At 69.8% G+C, this 13,549-nt stretch carries 13 protein-coding genes and 1 riboswitch; of the genes, 3 read left to right on the forward strand and 10 right to left on the reverse strand.

Annotated elements, in window-relative coordinates; genetic code table 11:
- Positions 1–229: 229 nt before the first annotated feature.
- From ACFY2L_RS02065 to ACFY2L_RS02075, 3 genes are all read right to left on the reverse strand, one after another.
- Entirely contained in the window at positions 230–1,270 is a 1,041-nt protein-coding gene (locus tag ACFY2L_RS02065; RefSeq protein ID WP_390655792.1) for an NlpC/P60 family protein, read from the reverse strand.
- A gap of 212 nt (positions 1,271–1,482) precedes the next feature.
- Positions 1,483–2,826 (reverse strand): NYN domain-containing protein, encoded by a 1,344-nt coding sequence (locus ACFY2L_RS02070; RefSeq protein ID WP_390655791.1) that lies wholly within the window; start codon positions 2,824–2,826, stop codon positions 1,483–1,485.
- A gap of 71 nt (positions 2,827–2,897) precedes the next feature.
- Positions 2,898–3,137 carry a hypothetical protein gene (locus ACFY2L_RS02075; RefSeq protein WP_055541554.1) on the reverse strand — a complete coding sequence of 80 codons (240 nt, stop codon included), beginning with the start codon at positions 3,135–3,137 and terminating at the stop codon, positions 2,898–2,900.
- Between the two features lie 180 nt (positions 3,138–3,317).
- Here ACFY2L_RS02075 and ACFY2L_RS02080 point away from each other — a divergent pair, with 180 nt between their 5' ends.
- Both ACFY2L_RS02080 and ACFY2L_RS02085 read left to right on the forward strand, forming a co-directional pair.
- Complete coding sequence (locus tag ACFY2L_RS02080; protein WP_390821264.1) at positions 3,318–4,052, forward strand: rhomboid family intramembrane serine protease; 735 nt, start codon at positions 3,318–3,320, stop codon at positions 4,050–4,052.
- Positions 4,049–4,330, forward strand: a complete 282-nt coding sequence (locus tag ACFY2L_RS02085) for an Lrp/AsnC family transcriptional regulator (RefSeq protein WP_089101146.1) — start codon at positions 4,049–4,051, stop codon at positions 4,328–4,330. Before ACFY2L_RS02080 ends, ACFY2L_RS02085 begins: the two co-directional genes overlap by 4 nt.
- 51 nt (positions 4,331–4,381) lie before the next feature.
- Here ACFY2L_RS02085 and ACFY2L_RS02090 read toward each other — a convergent pair whose 3' ends face one another.
- From ACFY2L_RS02090 to ACFY2L_RS02115, 6 genes are all read right to left on the reverse strand, one after another.
- Positions 4,382–5,743, reverse strand: coding sequence for an aminotransferase class V-fold PLP-dependent enzyme (locus ACFY2L_RS02090; RefSeq protein WP_390821265.1), 1,362 nt, complete (start codon positions 5,741–5,743; stop codon positions 4,382–4,384).
- 345 nt (positions 5,744–6,088) lie between these two features.
- A riboswitch (SAM riboswitch) is annotated at positions 6,089–6,205 on the reverse strand.
- A 75-nt stretch (positions 6,206–6,280) separates the two neighbouring features.
- Positions 6,281–7,345, reverse strand: coding sequence for an anthranilate phosphoribosyltransferase (trpD, locus tag ACFY2L_RS02095; protein ID WP_390655788.1), 1,065 nt, complete (start codon positions 7,343–7,345; stop codon positions 6,281–6,283).
- Between the two features lie 143 nt (positions 7,346–7,488).
- Positions 7,489–9,126 (reverse strand): cytochrome bc complex cytochrome b subunit, encoded by a 1,638-nt coding sequence (locus tag ACFY2L_RS02100; protein WP_390655787.1) that lies wholly within the window; start codon positions 9,124–9,126, stop codon positions 7,489–7,491.
- Entirely contained in the window at positions 9,123–10,184 is a 1,062-nt protein-coding gene (locus ACFY2L_RS02105; RefSeq protein ID WP_390655786.1) for a Rieske 2Fe-2S domain-containing protein, read from the reverse strand. The genes ACFY2L_RS02100 and ACFY2L_RS02105 overlap by 4 nt, the downstream gene beginning before the upstream one ends.
- Complete coding sequence (locus tag ACFY2L_RS02110; RefSeq protein WP_390655785.1) at positions 10,181–10,993, reverse strand: c-type cytochrome; 813 nt, start codon at positions 10,991–10,993, stop codon at positions 10,181–10,183. The genes ACFY2L_RS02105 and ACFY2L_RS02110 overlap by 4 nt, the downstream gene beginning before the upstream one ends.
- Positions 10,994–11,069: 76 nt before the next feature.
- Positions 11,070–11,690 (reverse strand): heme-copper oxidase subunit III, encoded by a 621-nt coding sequence (locus ACFY2L_RS02115; RefSeq protein WP_390655784.1) that lies wholly within the window; start codon positions 11,688–11,690, stop codon positions 11,070–11,072.
- Positions 11,691–11,868: 178 nt separating this feature from the next.
- On the opposite strand from ACFY2L_RS02115, the gene ACFY2L_RS02120 reads away from it, so the two are divergent.
- Positions 11,869–12,270 (forward strand): hypothetical protein, encoded by a 402-nt coding sequence (locus ACFY2L_RS02120; protein ID WP_390655783.1) that lies wholly within the window; start codon positions 11,869–11,871, stop codon positions 12,268–12,270.
- A 5-nt stretch (positions 12,271–12,275) separates the two neighbouring features.
- On the opposite strand, the gene ACFY2L_RS02125 is transcribed toward ACFY2L_RS02120, so the two are convergent.
- Entirely contained in the window at positions 12,276–13,538 is a 1,263-nt protein-coding gene (locus ACFY2L_RS02125; protein WP_390655782.1) for an Ig-like domain-containing protein, read from the reverse strand.
- Between the last annotated feature and the right edge of the window lie 11 nt (positions 13,539–13,549).

The raw sequence follows: 13,549 nt of genomic DNA on the forward strand, positions 1-13,549 counted from the left end.
CGTCCCCCGTGGGCGGACCCCGGAGGAAACGCGGCAGACAGTAGCCCTGTGTCCGGGGGGTGACCAAAGACCTCCGCGGGCACACACAGTGACGCCCCGCCGCTGACGCAGGTCACCGGCGGGGCGCGGGGTCACTTCGGGTAGTCGTAATTCCCCCGTTCGGGCGGTGCCGTGTCCTGATCTTGGAACGGCCCCGTGGGGGTGACGGCCGGGAGTCGCGGCCGAAGGGTCAGACGCGGACGCCCCACATGAACGGGCCGCCGATCGTGCTCATCGACTCGTAGCGGACGACCGTGCCCGTGCGCGGGGCGTGCAGGATCTGGCCGTTGCCGGCGTAGAGGCCCACGTGGTGCAGGTCGTTGAAGAAGAACACCAGGTCGCCGACCTTGAGGTCACTGACGGAGTAGATCTTCGTGCCGTAGCCGGACTGGGCCTCGGAGGTGCGCGGGATGGACACGCCGGCCTGGGCGTAGGCCCAGGAGGTCAGGCCCGAGCAGTCGAAGGAGGACGGGCCGGAGGCGCCGTAGACGTACGGCGAGCCGATCTTGGACTGGGCCGCGGAGAACGCGGCCGCGGCGCGGCCGGAGGCGGTGCCCGTGTCACCGAGGTCGACGCGCTCGGAGGAGGAGCGGTTGGCGCGGTCCTGCTCGGCCGCGAGGGCGGCCTTCTCCTTGGCCGTCAGGGAGTTCAGGAGCTTCTGCGCCTCGGCGAGCTTGCCCTGGACCGCCTTCTTCTGCTTGGCCAGTTCGGTGCGGGTGGAGGCGAGGTCCTTGAGCTTGTCGGAGGCCTCGGCGCGCTCCTGCGCGAGTTCGCGCTGTTTCTCCTGGATCTTCTTCAGCGCCTCGACCTGCTGGGCGCTGAGCTGGTCGGCGGTGGACGCCTTGTCCAGGTAGTCGTCCGGGTCGGACGACAGGAAGAGCTGGAGGGAGGAGTCGATGGTGCCGGTGCGGTACTGCGCGGCGGCCGCCAGGCCTATGGAGTCGCGCAGCTCGTTGAGCTCCTCCTGGCCGCGGGCGACGTTGTCCTGGATGGTGGAGATCTCCTTCTGGAGCTTCTCCTGCTTCTCCGTGGCCCCGTTGAGCTTCTCGGTGGCCTGCTCCGCCTGCTCGTAGAGCTTGTCGACCTTGGCCTTGACCTCGTCCTTGCCGAGCTTCTCGGTGGGCGCCGCGTTGGCGGCCTGGGAGCTCAGGGCGACGGCAGCGGCGGCTGCGGTGGTCAGCACGGTCACGCGTGCGCGACTCGGCTGCTTGGGTCGACGGTGGGACGCCACGGAGACGGGCTCCTTCTTTTGAGTGATCACCCGTGTGGAGGTTCGAGCACCAGACCTTAGTGACCCCGCCGTGATCAGTTCAAATCCCCGGGACCAAAAATCGCATCACGCAACGCAGTTTTTTCACGCAACTCACGGGGAGTGAGGCGGGCTTGACCCTACGTTGCGTGACGATCCCGCCAATTCGGGCATTAAACCTGCAACTTCGACCTTCAGGACAGCCGCTTCAGAAGTACCGCGGAAGCCACGGGCCGGGCGCCCGCCTTCGCGACGCCGTCGGCGACCTCACGGTCGGTCGAGGCGACGATGACCGGCCGGCCCGGCGGCTCGGCGCGCACCAGCTGGCGGATCAGCTCGTCGGCCGTGACACCCGGCTTCGAGAACAGCACCCGCACCCCGCGCGGCGGTGCGAGCAGCACCGGAGCCGCGAGTTCGGCCCCGTCGAAGACACAGGTGACCTCGGCGCCGGTCTGCGCGGCGAGCGCCGACAGCTGCCCGAGCAGCCGCAGCCGCTGCTTCTCCAACGGCATCTGCGGATAGCCGGTCTTGGTGACGTTGTAGCCGTCGACGACCAGATGTGCCTGGGGCAGTGCGAGCAACTGGTCGAGAATGGCGGGATCGTGCTCCGACAGGGCGCGCGCGGCGATGTCCTTCGGGGTCATTCGTCCCGGTTCGACCGCGTCGACCGTCTCGGCCGGGCGCACGGACACCGGCGGCAACGCCAGTTCGCGGCGCAGCCCTTGGGCCGCGTCGAGCACGGTGTCCAGCAGCAGCCGGACCCGCATGTCCTCGACGCTGCGCCCCTCGCGGGCCGCCCGCCGGGTGGCCTCCAGGGCGGCCTCGGCCTCCCCGAGGCGCGCCTTCAGCCGCCGGGTCTCGCTCTCGGCGGCGGACACCTGGGCCTGCCCCTCGGCGCGTACGGCCTCGATCTCGCCCTGCAGTCTGCGCAGCGCGGCCTCGCCGCGCTTGACGTCGCTCTGGGCCGAACGCAGCTTGCGGTGCAGCGATTCCGCTTCCTTCTTCGCCGCGTCCAGTTCGGCGCGCAGCCGCTCGGTGTCCGCACGGGTCTGCTCGCGCGCCAGAGCGAGGTCCTCGCGCAGGCGCTCCAGTTCGGCGCGGTTCTCCTCGTCGGCGCGCTCGGCGTCCGCCCGCTGGGCCTCCTCGCCGGCCGCGGTCACCAGCTTCACCCAGCCGGTGGGCCGCAGCACATAGGCCGCGGCCGCCACGTCGAGCGGGTCCGCGGCCGGAGTCGGCGAGCCGGAGTCGAGAGCGCCGGAGAGCTCCGGCTGGACTTCTCTGTACTTCTCGGCGATGCGCTGCCGGAACAGCGGATCGGTCTCCAGCGCGGCCGCCATCGCGTTGCCCGCGAACTTCGCCCGCCGGTTCGGGGCGAACCGGGCGTACTGCCGCAACTGGGCGGGAAGTTCGCCGACGGTGAGGCCGCCGAAGCCGTCGGAGACGATCTGCACGACCCGGCGGCGCACGCCGTCGGGCAGCGGACGGTCGAGCACCTCAGCGGCGCCGTCGCCCGGCCCCCCGCCTGCGCTCTCCACCATCCGTCACACCCCAATACTGTCCGGGGCCCTCCCCCGCTCTCGATCACGCTCGAGCGGGGGGACCCCCGTCGTCAGGAACCGGCGCCCGGCCGATCCACGAGTTCCACCTGATCCACGGCGTTGCACCAGCGGCACCGCACCGACTCGATGGTCTCACTGACCACCTCGCGCTCCTCGACCTTCGGTTCACCGGCGAGGTCGAGGTGGACGTACTCGACGACCTTCGACGAGCGCGTCACGTCGAACCGGGTGAGGTTGCCGCAGAGGGTGCAGCGCCACCGCGTCGTGGCGGTCGGCAGGGGAACCGTCATCGTGACCGTCCGCTTCCTTCTAGTGTCCGTCTTCCAGTCGGGTCGCGCCGGAGGCTCCCCGCTGTGCATGGCTCGTAACCCTACGGCCTGGCGCGTACTCGACGCCCATCCGTCCCACGGGCCCGTCCGGCGGCGAGGCGGTCTGCGCCGGTGCGTCCCGTTACGTCATGCTCTGTATTCATGATCGGCAACTGGAGCGGGACCGTCCGCAGAGCCCTCCGCAGCCCCTCGGCGCCGGTGACGTACGGACTGATCACCCTGTGCTGCCTGATCTTCGCGATCGGCCCGGCCTCGGGCCTCAGCCCGGCGTACGGCTCCGGGGACGAGCTGGTGGCCGCCCAGCGGGCCTGGTTCCGCCGGTGGGGCGTGGTCCCGGCGGAACTGTTCGAGGGCTCCGCGCGCGCCGTCCTGGCCCCCGCCACGGCCCTCTTCGTGCACGGCAGCTGGGTGCACCTCCTGGGCAACATGCTCTTCCTCTACGTCTTCGGGGCGATGACCGAGGACCGGATGGGCCGCGTCCAGTTCACGCTGTTCTACGTCGGCTGCGGCTATCTGGCCCTGGTGGGGTACGCGACCGCCCACGCCGGCTCCCCGCAGTCGCTGGTGGGTGCCTCCGGGGCGATCTCGGCGGTCCTCGGGGCGTTTCTCTACCTGTTCCCCCGGGCCCGGGTGACCAGTCTCCTGCCGTTCCTGTTCTTCCTGCCGCTGCGGTTCCCGGCGTGGGTCGTGCTGCCGTTCTGGGCGGCGCTGCAGTGGGTGGCGGCGGGGCAGGCCGACCAGGGGCCCGGGGTGGCGTATCTGGCGCACCTGGTGGGCTTCGGGCTCGGCTTCTGCTTCGCGTGGGCCCGTTTCGGCCGTACGACTAGAGTGAGGGCCGCCCCAGCAACGGCTCCCGAGGGAGAGAACCAGCCGTGATCACCGCGATCGTCCTCATCAAGACCAGCGTGGACCGGATCCCCGAGATCGCGGAGCGGATCGCCGCGCTGGACTCCGTCAGCGAGGTCTTCTCCGTCACGGGCACCTACGACCTGATCGCCATGGTGCGGGTGAAGCAGCACGAGGACCTCGCGGAGGTCATCCCCGGCAGCATCAGCAAGATCCCGGGCGTGGAGGCGACGGACACCCACGTGGCGTTCCGTACGTACTCGCAGCACGACCTGGAGGCCGCGTTCGCCATCGGGCTCGACTCGTAAGGACGTTCGCCCGGGCGTCCGGGGGCGCCCGCGCCCCTGGCGTCTGTCCCGTCACACCGCGGGGACGCAGCGGCCGTCCTGTGTCCGGTACGTCCACCGCGCACCCTCGGTCACCAGTTCCCGCACCGCCGCGACGAAGCGCTCCACGTGCTCGTCGGGGGTGCCGGCGCCGAAGCTCACCCGGATGGCGTTGAGGGACTTCTCCCCCGGGGCCGCCTCGGGGGCGCCGCACTCGCCCTGGGTCTGCGCGTCGCCGCCCAGCAGGGTGCGCACCAGCGGGTGGGCGCAGAAGAGGCCGTCGCGGACGCCGATGCCGTACTCGGCGGAGAGGGCGGCGGCGAAGTGGGAGCTGTTCCAGCCGTCGACGACGAAGGAGATCACCCCGACCCGGGGGGCGTCGTCGCCGAAGAGGGAGAGCACGCGGACCTGCGGGACCCCGGCCAGGCCCGCCCGCACCTTCTCGATCAGGTACTGCTCGCGGGCGACCAGCGTGTCGAAGCCGGCCTCCGTGAGGGCCTTGCAGGCCGACGCGACGGCGTGGGCGCCGATCACGTTCGGGGAGCCGGCCTCGTGGCGGGCCTCGCTCTCGTGCCACTCCACGTCCACTCCCCCGTCCTCGCGCCGGGTGACCCTGCGGCTGGCGCCGCCGCCCGCGAGGTACGGCTCCGCCGCGCGCAGCCAGTCGGCGCGGCCGGCCAGGACGCCGGAGCCGAACGGGGCGTACAGCTTGTGGCCGGAGAAGGCGATCCAGTCGACGTCGAGGTCGCGCACCGAGACCGGGTGGTGGGGGGCCAGCTGGGCCGCGTCCAGCACGATCCGGGCGCCGTGCGCGTGCGCGGCCGCCGCGAGCTCGCGCACCGGCCACAGCTCGCCGGTGACGTTCGAGGCGCCGGTGACGCAGACCAGGGCCGGGCCGTACGGGTCGCGGTCGGCCAGGGCCTTCTCCAGGGTATCGACGGCCTGCCGCGGGGTGCGCGGGGCGTCGAGCCAGGTGACCCGGGCGCCCCTCCAGGGCAGCAGCGAGGCGTGGTGCTCGGTCTCGAAGACGAAGACCTGGCAGTCGGCGGGGAGGGCCGCCGCCAGGAGGTTGAGGGAGTCGGTGGTGGAGCGGGTGAAGATCAGCTGGTCGTCGGCCCGGCAGTCCAGGAACCCGGCCACGGTGCTGCGGGCGTTCTCGAAGAGGTCCGTCGACAGCTGGGAGAGGTAGCCGGCGCCGCGGTGGACGCTGCCGTAGTACGGGGCGTAGGCCGCGACGTCGTCCCAGACGCGCTGCAGGGCGGGGGCGCTGGCCGCGTAGTCGAGTGCCGCGTAGGAGACCTCGCCGCCCGTGACGAGCGGGACGGTGACGTCCCGGCCCAGAACGGGCAGCGGGGCACAAACGGTACGGTCGGCGGCAGCGGTGGAGACGGACATGGGGAACTCCCGTGAGAGGCAAGGGGGAACCACCGTGCGGGCGGCTGTGGCTCCGGCACGGAGGAAGGCGAAATGGGGATGCGGAGGCGGGGCTCTACGCCCTAGGTCGTGTCCGCAAAGTCCCGCCTGCCTCGCGACGCCCGGCACGCACTCTCGCCGCACCGGGCGAAAGCCCGGGTACACCCAGTACGAGGCCTTCCGCCCGGCACGCCGAGAGCACGCTCCCCCACGACGCCGGGAGGCCGCCCTGCGGGCGAACGACGGGACTTTGCGGACACGACCTAGCGCATTCGCTTGCTCACGGAAGACTCCCTCGGACGACCCAGGACCCCTGGTTTCGCGAGGGGTCCGCGCTTGCCGGGGACCTTGCTGTCCACGGCCTGGTCTTCACCCGGGGCACCCCGCCACGGACGGAGGGTTGCCGGACAGTCGGCCGGGGCCTCATGACTGTCACTCATGACCTGGTACAGGAACGTACGTGAAGTGATCGTCGTCCCGCAACCCGAGTCCGGATCGCGGGACGACGTCGGGGTGGGGCTACGCGTTGCTGGCGGCCACCCAGCGCTCCAGAGTCCGCTTCGCCGCGCCCGAGTCGACGGACTCGGCCGCCCGGTCCATACCGGCCCTGATCTGCTCCGCCAGTGTTCCGCCGCCCGGCTCCAGGGCGACCAGCGCGGCCGCCGAGTTCAGCAGGACGGCGTCCCGGACCGGGCCCTGCTCGCCGTCCAGCAGGCGGCGGGCGACCTCCGCGTTGTACGACGGGTCCCCGCCCCGCAGGGCCTCCACCGGCACCAGTTCGATGCCGACGTCACGCGGGTCGAAGCTCTCCTCGGTGACCTTGCCGTCGCGGACGGTCCACACCCGCGAGGTGGCCGTCGTGGTCAGCTCGTCGAGGCCGTCGTCGCCGCGGAAGACCAGGGACGAGTTGCCGCGTTCGGCGAAGACGCCCGCGACCACCGGCGCCATGCGCGGGTCCGCGACCCCGACCGCCTGGGCCCGCACCCGGGCGGGGTTGGTCAGCGGGCCGAGGATGTTGAAGACCGTGCGGATGCCCAGCTGGCCGCGGGCGGCGCCGGCGTGGCGCAGCGCCGGGTGGAACTTGATCGCGAAGCAGAACGTGATCCCGGCCTCCTGAGCCACCTCGGCCACCCGCCGCGGGGTCAGCTCCAGGTTGACGCCGAGCTTCTCCAGGACGTCCGAGGCACCGGAGGCGGAGGACGCGGCCCGGTTGCCGTGCTTGACGACCGTGGCGCCCGTCCCGGCGACGACGATCGCCGACATCGTGGAGATGTTGACGGTCTTGGCGCCGTCGCCGCCGGTGCCGACGATGTCCACGGTCCGCCCGGGCACCTCGATCACGTTGGCGTGCTCGTACATGGCCCGGACGAGCCCGTTGATCTCCTCGACGGTCTCGCCCTTGGCCCTGAGGGCCACCACGAACCCGGCGATCTGCGCGTCCGTCGCCTCGCCGCGCATGATCCGGTCCATCGCCCACGCCGTGGCGTCCGCGCTCTGGTCACGGCCGTACAGCAGGGCGTTCAGCACGTCGGGCCAGGAACGGCCCGCCGCGGTGTCGCCTCCAGCGGGGGTCACAGCGCTCATCAGCCGCTCCTGGGTTTCGTATGGATCAACGGACGCTCTCGTCGGAGCGTGTGATCCCACCCTATCCAGCCGGGAGCACGGCGAAGGGCCCCGTCCGAACACCGGACGGGGCCCTTCGGCCGTGGCGTGGCGACGCCGGACGATCAGTGGTGGCCGTGGCCGCTCGTGATCTCCTTGTACTCCTCGACGGTCGGCTTCGGGATCTGCTGGTCCTCGCCGAAGTACGCGTTGCTGATCTTGGCGCGCAGCTTCTCGGACCGCTTGATCTTGCGCTCGACGCCGTTCTCGTCGACGGCCGGGCCGATCGCGGCCGGCTCGTACTGCTCGTGCGCCGTGAGGGTGTGGAGCTGCTCCTGGCTGAGCGGCTCGTGGACCTCGATGAACTCACCGTGCGGCAGGCGCTTGATGGTGCCGGTCTCGCGACCGTGCAGCACCTTGTCCCTGTCGCGGCGCTGCAGGCCGAGGCAGATGCGCTTGGTGAGGACGTACGCGATGACCGGTCCGACGAAGAAGAAGATCCGGACGAACCAGGTGATCGAGTTGATCGACAGGTGGAAGTGCGTGGCCCACAGGTCGTTGCCACCACCGACCAGCGTGATCATGTACATCGTGACCCAGGCGGCGCCCAGCGCGGTGCGCGTGGGGGCGTTGCGCGGACGGTCCAGGATGTGGTGCTCGCGCTTGTCGCCCGTGATCCACGACTCGATGAAGGGGTAGAGCGCGAGCGCCGCCAGGACGACACCGAACAGGACCAGCGGGATGAACACGCCCAGGACCAGGGTGTGGCCCCACAGGTTGACCTCCCAGCCCGGCATGAAGCGGATCAGACCCTCGGCGAAGCCCATGTACCAGTCGGGCTGGGCGCCGGTGGACACCTGGTCCGGACGGTAGGGGCCCATGGCCCAGATCGGGTTGATCTGCGCGACCGCGGCGATGACCGCGATGACACCGAAGACCAGGAAGAAGAAGCCTCCGGCCTTGGCCATGTACACGGGCAGCAGCGGCATGCCGACGACGTTCTTGTTGCTCTTGCCGGGACCCGCGAACTGCGTGTGCTTGTGGTAGAAGACCAGGATCAGGTGGGCCACCATCAGACCGAGCATGATGCCCGGCAGCAGCAGGATGTGGATCGAGTAGAACCGCGCCACGAAGTCGTGGCCCGGGAACTCCCCGCCGAACAGGAACATCGAGATGTACGTGCCGACGATCGGCATCGACAGGATGGCGCCCTGGGTGAAGCGGACACCGGTGCCGGAGAGCAGGTCGTCCGGGAGCGAGTAACCGGTGAAACCGGTGAACATGCCGAGGACGAACAGCAGGAAGCCGAACAGCCAGTTGATCTCACGCGGCTTGCGGAACGCGCCGGTGAAGAACACGCGCATCATGTGCACGAACATGCCGGCGAGGAAGATCAGCGCCGCCCAGTGGTGGATCTGCCGGATGAGCAGACCGCCGCGCACGTCGAAGGAGATGTGCAGGGTCGAGCTGAACGCCTCGGACATCAGCTGTCCCTGGAGCGGGACGTAACTGCCGTGGTACTCCACCTCGTTCATCGAGGGGTGGAAGAACAGCGTCAGGTACACACCCGTCAGGATGATGATGATGAAGCTGTACATGCACACTTCGCCCAACATGAACGACCAGTGGTCGGGGAAGATCTTGCGCATGTTGGCCTTGGCCAGGGAGTAGATCCCCAGCCGGCCGTCGGCCCAGTCGGCGATCCGCTCGCCGGCCGGCGCCTTCCCGCGTTCGCGGGACTCGTGGTTCTCGTTCGTGCTCATCCGCGCTCCCAGAAAGCAGGACCGACGGGCTCTTCGAAGTCGCCGAGCGCCTCGAGGTAGCCCTCGTCGTTCACGCCGATGCGCAGCTGCGGCAGGGCGTGACCGGCGGGGCCGAAGATCACTCGGGCACCGTCGGAGAGGTCGAAGGTGGACTGGTGGCAGGGGCACAGCACGTGGTGCGTCTGCTGCTCGTACAGGGAGATCGGGCAACCGACGTGGGTGCAGATCTTCGAGTACGCCACGATGCCCTCGTGCGACCACTCGAGCTCGCGCTTGTCCTTGATGTTGTCCGGCTGCAGCCGGACGATCATCAGGGCCGCCTTGGCGATCTCGTTCTGGAAGTCCTCGTCGTGCTCCTCCAGGCCCTCGGGCTTGCAGAAGGTGAGCGAACCGACGGCGACGTCCGAGGGACGCAGCGGCTCGTTCGTGTTCATGTTGACGAGGAGCTTGCCCTTGGCCCACAGCGTGTGGCGCAGCTTGTCCTCGGGCAGCGGGCCGAGGTCGCGCAGCAGCACGACACCGGAGAGCGGCACCAGGGCGAGGGCACCGAACATCGTGTTGCGGATCAGCTTGCGACGGCCGATCACCGATTCCCTGGCGCCCTGCTTGAAGTCCGCGTGGACCTTCGCACGGACCTCGGGGGACGCCTCGATCGGGTGACGGTCGTCGGCGACCTCGACGTCCGACATCAGGGTGCGGGCCCAGTGGACCGCGCCGGCGCCGATGGTGAACAGCGCCGTGCCCAGCGTCAGACCCAGCGCGAAGTTCAGCGCGCTGAGGTGGCCGATCGGGAACACGAAGATCGACTTGTCGGCGGGGATCGCCACGAACGCGGCGATGAAGCCGACCGTGGCCAGCATCGACACCGTGAACAGCAGGGCGACCACACGCTCGGACCGCTTGGCGGCCCGCTCGTCGATGTCCTGGATCCGGTGCTCGTGGGGCGGCAGCCCGGGGTCGGCGAACGGGTTCTGCTCGTCCGCGACGCCTACGGCCGTACCGTGCGCGTGCTCCTGCTCAGCGGGCAGGTTCTCTTCTGGAGTGTCTTGGCTACTCATGACTTCTTGGCCTTTGCGGTCCGAGCGGCGACCCAGACGGCGACCGCGATCAGGGCGCCGAGACCGAAGATCCAGGCGAACAGGCCCTCGCTGACCGGGCCGAGGCCGCCCAGCTCCAGACCACCGGGGTTCTCCGTCTCGTCACCGTTGACCGCGTGCAGGTACGCGATGATGTCCTTCTTGTTCTGCTCCGACAGCGTCGTGTCGGGGAAGGAGGGCATGTTCTGCGGGCCGGTCTGCATGGCCTCGTAGATGTGCTTCGGGTCCACGTCCTCGAGGGTCGGAGCGTACTTGCCCTTGGTGAGGGCACCGCCCTTGCCGGTGAAGTTGTGGCACTGCGCGCAGTTGGTGCGGAACAGCTCGCCGCCCTTGGCGATGTCGGCGCCCTCCGAGCCGTACTCGGCCTCGGTCGGGATGTTCGGACCGGCGCCCAGGGAGGAGATGTACGCGGCCAGCTGGTCGATCTGGGCCTGCGTGTAGATGACCTTCTTCCGGGGCACCTGCGCGCCCTGGGAGGTCGCGGCGGGCATACGCCCGGTGCCGACCTGGAAGTCGACGGCCGCGGCGCCCACGCCGACCAGGCTCGGACCGTCGGAACTGCCCTGACCGCCGGTGCCGTGGCAGCTGGCGCAGCCTACGGCGTACAGCTTCTTGCCCTCGTCGATGGCGAGGGACTGGGCGGTTTCATCTGCCTGCGCCTTGCTCGCGGGCGCGAACGCGGCGTACAGCCCCCCCGTGCACGCCAGCGCGAGGAGTAGGACGACGAGCGCCGCCAGCGGATGGCGTCGTCGTGCGGAGAGCTTTTTCACGGATTACCCCGGTGTCAGGATCTTCAGCGTCGATGCTTCTGGGATGTGCGCTTCTGGGCGCGTGGAACGGGCCCGGCTACTTGATCATGTAGATCGTGGCGAAGAGGCCGATCCAGACGACATCGACGAAGTGCCAGTAGTAGGACACGACGATCGCGGCGGTCGCCTGCTCGTGGGTGAACCTCCTGGCCGCGTAGGTGCGCCCGAGGACCAGCAGGAAGGCGATGAGGCCGCCCGTCACGTGCAGTCCGTGGAAGCCGGTGGTCAGGTAGAACACCGAGCCGTACGGGTCGGAGGAGAGCGAGAGCCCGTCCTTCTTCACCAGCTCGGTGTACTCGTAGATCTGACCGCCGATGAAGATCGCGCCCATGATGAAGGTGATGATGAACCAGCCCCGGAGCTTCTTCACGTCACCGCGCTCGGCGGCGAACACGCCGAGCTGGCAGGTGAGCGAGGAGAGCACCAGGATCGTGGTGTTCGTGGCCGAGAACGGGAAGTTCAGGGCCTCGGCCATCTCCTTCCAGTGCTCGGGACCCGTCACCGAACGCAGGGTGAAGTACATCGCGAAGAGGGCCGCGAAGAACATCAGCTCGGAACTCAGCCAGATGATGGTTCCGACGCTGGTGAGGTTCGGCCGATTGACCGACGGGTGCGCGTGCCCGGTTTCTACTGTCGTTGCTGTCGCCACGACCGACATTATGTCGGTCGCTTATCCCGCCCTCACTCCGGGGGGTGCCGTTCGGAGTGTTCCCAGCGTGTGTACTGCCCGGATGGCCCATCGAAGTGATGTTCCAAGCGGTGTTGACGGGGTGTTCAGGGGGGTAGCATCCGCCGCAACGGTTCTGTCCGTACGACGCTGATGTCACGGAGGAAGCATGCAGGCGACCGCGACGGTGCTGGTCTACAGCGACGACTCCAACACCCGGGAGCAGGTCCGGCTCGCGACCGGGCGCAGGCCGGCCCCGGACGCCCCCCTGGTGGAGTTCGTGGAGTGTGCGACGCCCGCGGCCGTCGTCAGGGAGCTGGACAAGGGCGGGATCGATGTCTGCGTCCTGGACGGCGAGGCCGTGCCGATGGGGGGCATGGGGCTGTGCCGGCAGATCAAGGACGAGGTGTTCGCCTGCCCGCCGGTCCTGCTGCTCATCGCCCGGCCCCAGGACGCCTGGCTGGCCACGTGGAGCCGCGCGGAGGCGGCTGTGACGCTCCCGGTGGAGCCGGTGGAGTTCGCCGCTGCCCTGGCGTCCCTGCTGCGGCAGAAGCGGCTGCTGAGCGCCTGAGCGGTTCACACCGCGGCCGGCCGGAGCGTGGAGGTGTCCGGCCGGGTCTTCTGCCCGCCCGTGGTCAGCGCGCTGCCGTCGCGCCACTTGACCCAGTCGACGTTCCAGTCGCCGAAGCCGTTGCCGAACGGCTCCATCGTGCTGCCCTTGCTGTTGATCACCTTGACCACGTCGCCGGGGCGGACGTGGTCGAAGAACCAGGCCGCGTTGGACGTGCTCATGCCGGTGCAGCCATGGCTGACGTTCTCGTAGCCCTGCGAGCCCACCGACCAGGGGGCGGCGTGGACGTACTCGCCGCTCCAGGTCACCCGGGTGGCCCAGTAGACCGGCAGGTCGTACGACTCCGACGAGCCCTCGGCGATGCCGACCGTGGTGCTGCGCATCCGGACGAACTGTTCCTTGCCCAGGACCACCTTGACCCCGTTGCGGGTGTCGAAGCCGGGCTTGCCGGTGGTGACCGGGATGGTGTTGATCACTTCGTCGTTCTTGTAGAACGTCATCGAGTGGGCCGAGGCGTCGGTGACGGCTATGACCCGGTCGCCGATGGACAGTTTCACGTCCTTCGACGTGGTGCCCCAGAGCCGGTCGCCGATCCGGATGCCGTTCAGGTTGCTGTGGGCCCGGATCGTGGCGTGGGCGGGCCAGTACTCCTGGGGGCGGTAGTGGAGTTCCTTGTCGTCCACCCAGTGCCAGGCGCCCTGCACGGCGGGCGTGGAGTCGACCTTGAGGCCGCGCTCGACCACGGCCCGCTGGGCCGGGTCCCTGACGGCCTCGCTCAGCTTGGCGGTGACGGGCTGGCCGACGCCGTACGTGCCCGATTCCGGGCCGAACTCGACCGCCAGGCGCTTCTTGCCGCTGGGCTTGCCGGTGTCGAAGGTGATGACCCGGCGGCCGGGGGCGCCGTCGGCGTCCTCGGTGCTCACCCGGACCGTGTAGTGGGCGTCCGCGGCCAGCGGCTCGGTGCTGTGCCAGCGGCTGCCGTCGGCGGAGAGTTCGCCCGCCACATAGCGGCCTGAGGCGTCCACGGCGGTGACGTCCGTGATGGGCTCGTCGGCGTCCTCCGCGAGGACCTCCAGGGGCTTGTCCGGGTCGGCCTTCTTCCTGCCGTCCCCGTCGGGACCGTTGAAGGAGATCTGGTCGCTCGCGTCGTAGGGGCGTTCGGCGAGGGGGTTGCCGTCCGAGCCGCAGGCGGTGACGGCACCCGCGCCGAGGGCGATCACCAGCAGCGTGCAGCCGACGACGGTACGGGGGCGGGGTGTGTGGCTCATGGCTTCACGCT

The sequence above is a fragment of the Streptomyces sp. NPDC001381 genome (genome assembly GCF_042895685.1).
Classification (GTDB): domain Bacteria; phylum Actinomycetota; class Actinomycetes; order Streptomycetales; family Streptomycetaceae; genus Streptomyces.

Excerpts from the sequence above, each read along its gene's own strand:
- ACFY2L_RS02070 (WP_390655791.1), bottom strand. The coding sequence starts at position 2,826 with ATGGTGGAGAGCGCAGGCGGGGGGCCGGGCGACGGCGCCGCTGAGGTG.
- ACFY2L_RS02075 (WP_055541554.1), bottom strand. The coding sequence starts at position 3,137 with ATGACGGTTCCCCTGCCGACCGCCACGACGCGGTGGCGCTGCACCCTC.
- ACFY2L_RS02080 (WP_390821264.1), top strand. The coding sequence starts at position 3,318 with ATGATCGGCAACTGGAGCGGGACCGTCCGCAGAGCCCTCCGCAGCCCC.
- ACFY2L_RS02090 (WP_390821265.1), bottom strand. The coding sequence starts at position 5,743 with ATGTCCGTCTCCACCGCTGCCGCCGACCGTACCGTTTGTGCCCCGCTG.
- trpD (WP_390655788.1), bottom strand. The coding sequence starts at position 7,345 with ATGAGCGCTGTGACCCCCGCTGGAGGCGACACCGCGGCGGGCCGTTCC.
- ACFY2L_RS02100 (WP_390655787.1), bottom strand. The coding sequence starts at position 9,126 with ATGAGCACGAACGAGAACCACGAGTCCCGCGAACGCGGGAAGGCGCCG.
- ACFY2L_RS02105 (WP_390655786.1), bottom strand. The coding sequence starts at position 10,184 with ATGAGTAGCCAAGACACTCCAGAAGAGAACCTGCCCGCTGAGCAGGAG.
- ACFY2L_RS02115 (WP_390655784.1), bottom strand. The coding sequence starts at position 11,690 with ATGTCGGTCGTGGCGACAGCAACGACAGTAGAAACCGGGCACGCGCAC.
- ACFY2L_RS02120 (WP_390655783.1), top strand. The coding sequence starts at position 11,869 with ATGCAGGCGACCGCGACGGTGCTGGTCTACAGCGACGACTCCAACACC.
- ACFY2L_RS02125 (WP_390655782.1), bottom strand. The coding sequence starts at position 13,538 with ATGAGCCACACACCCCGCCCCCGTACCGTCGTCGGCTGCACGCTGCTG.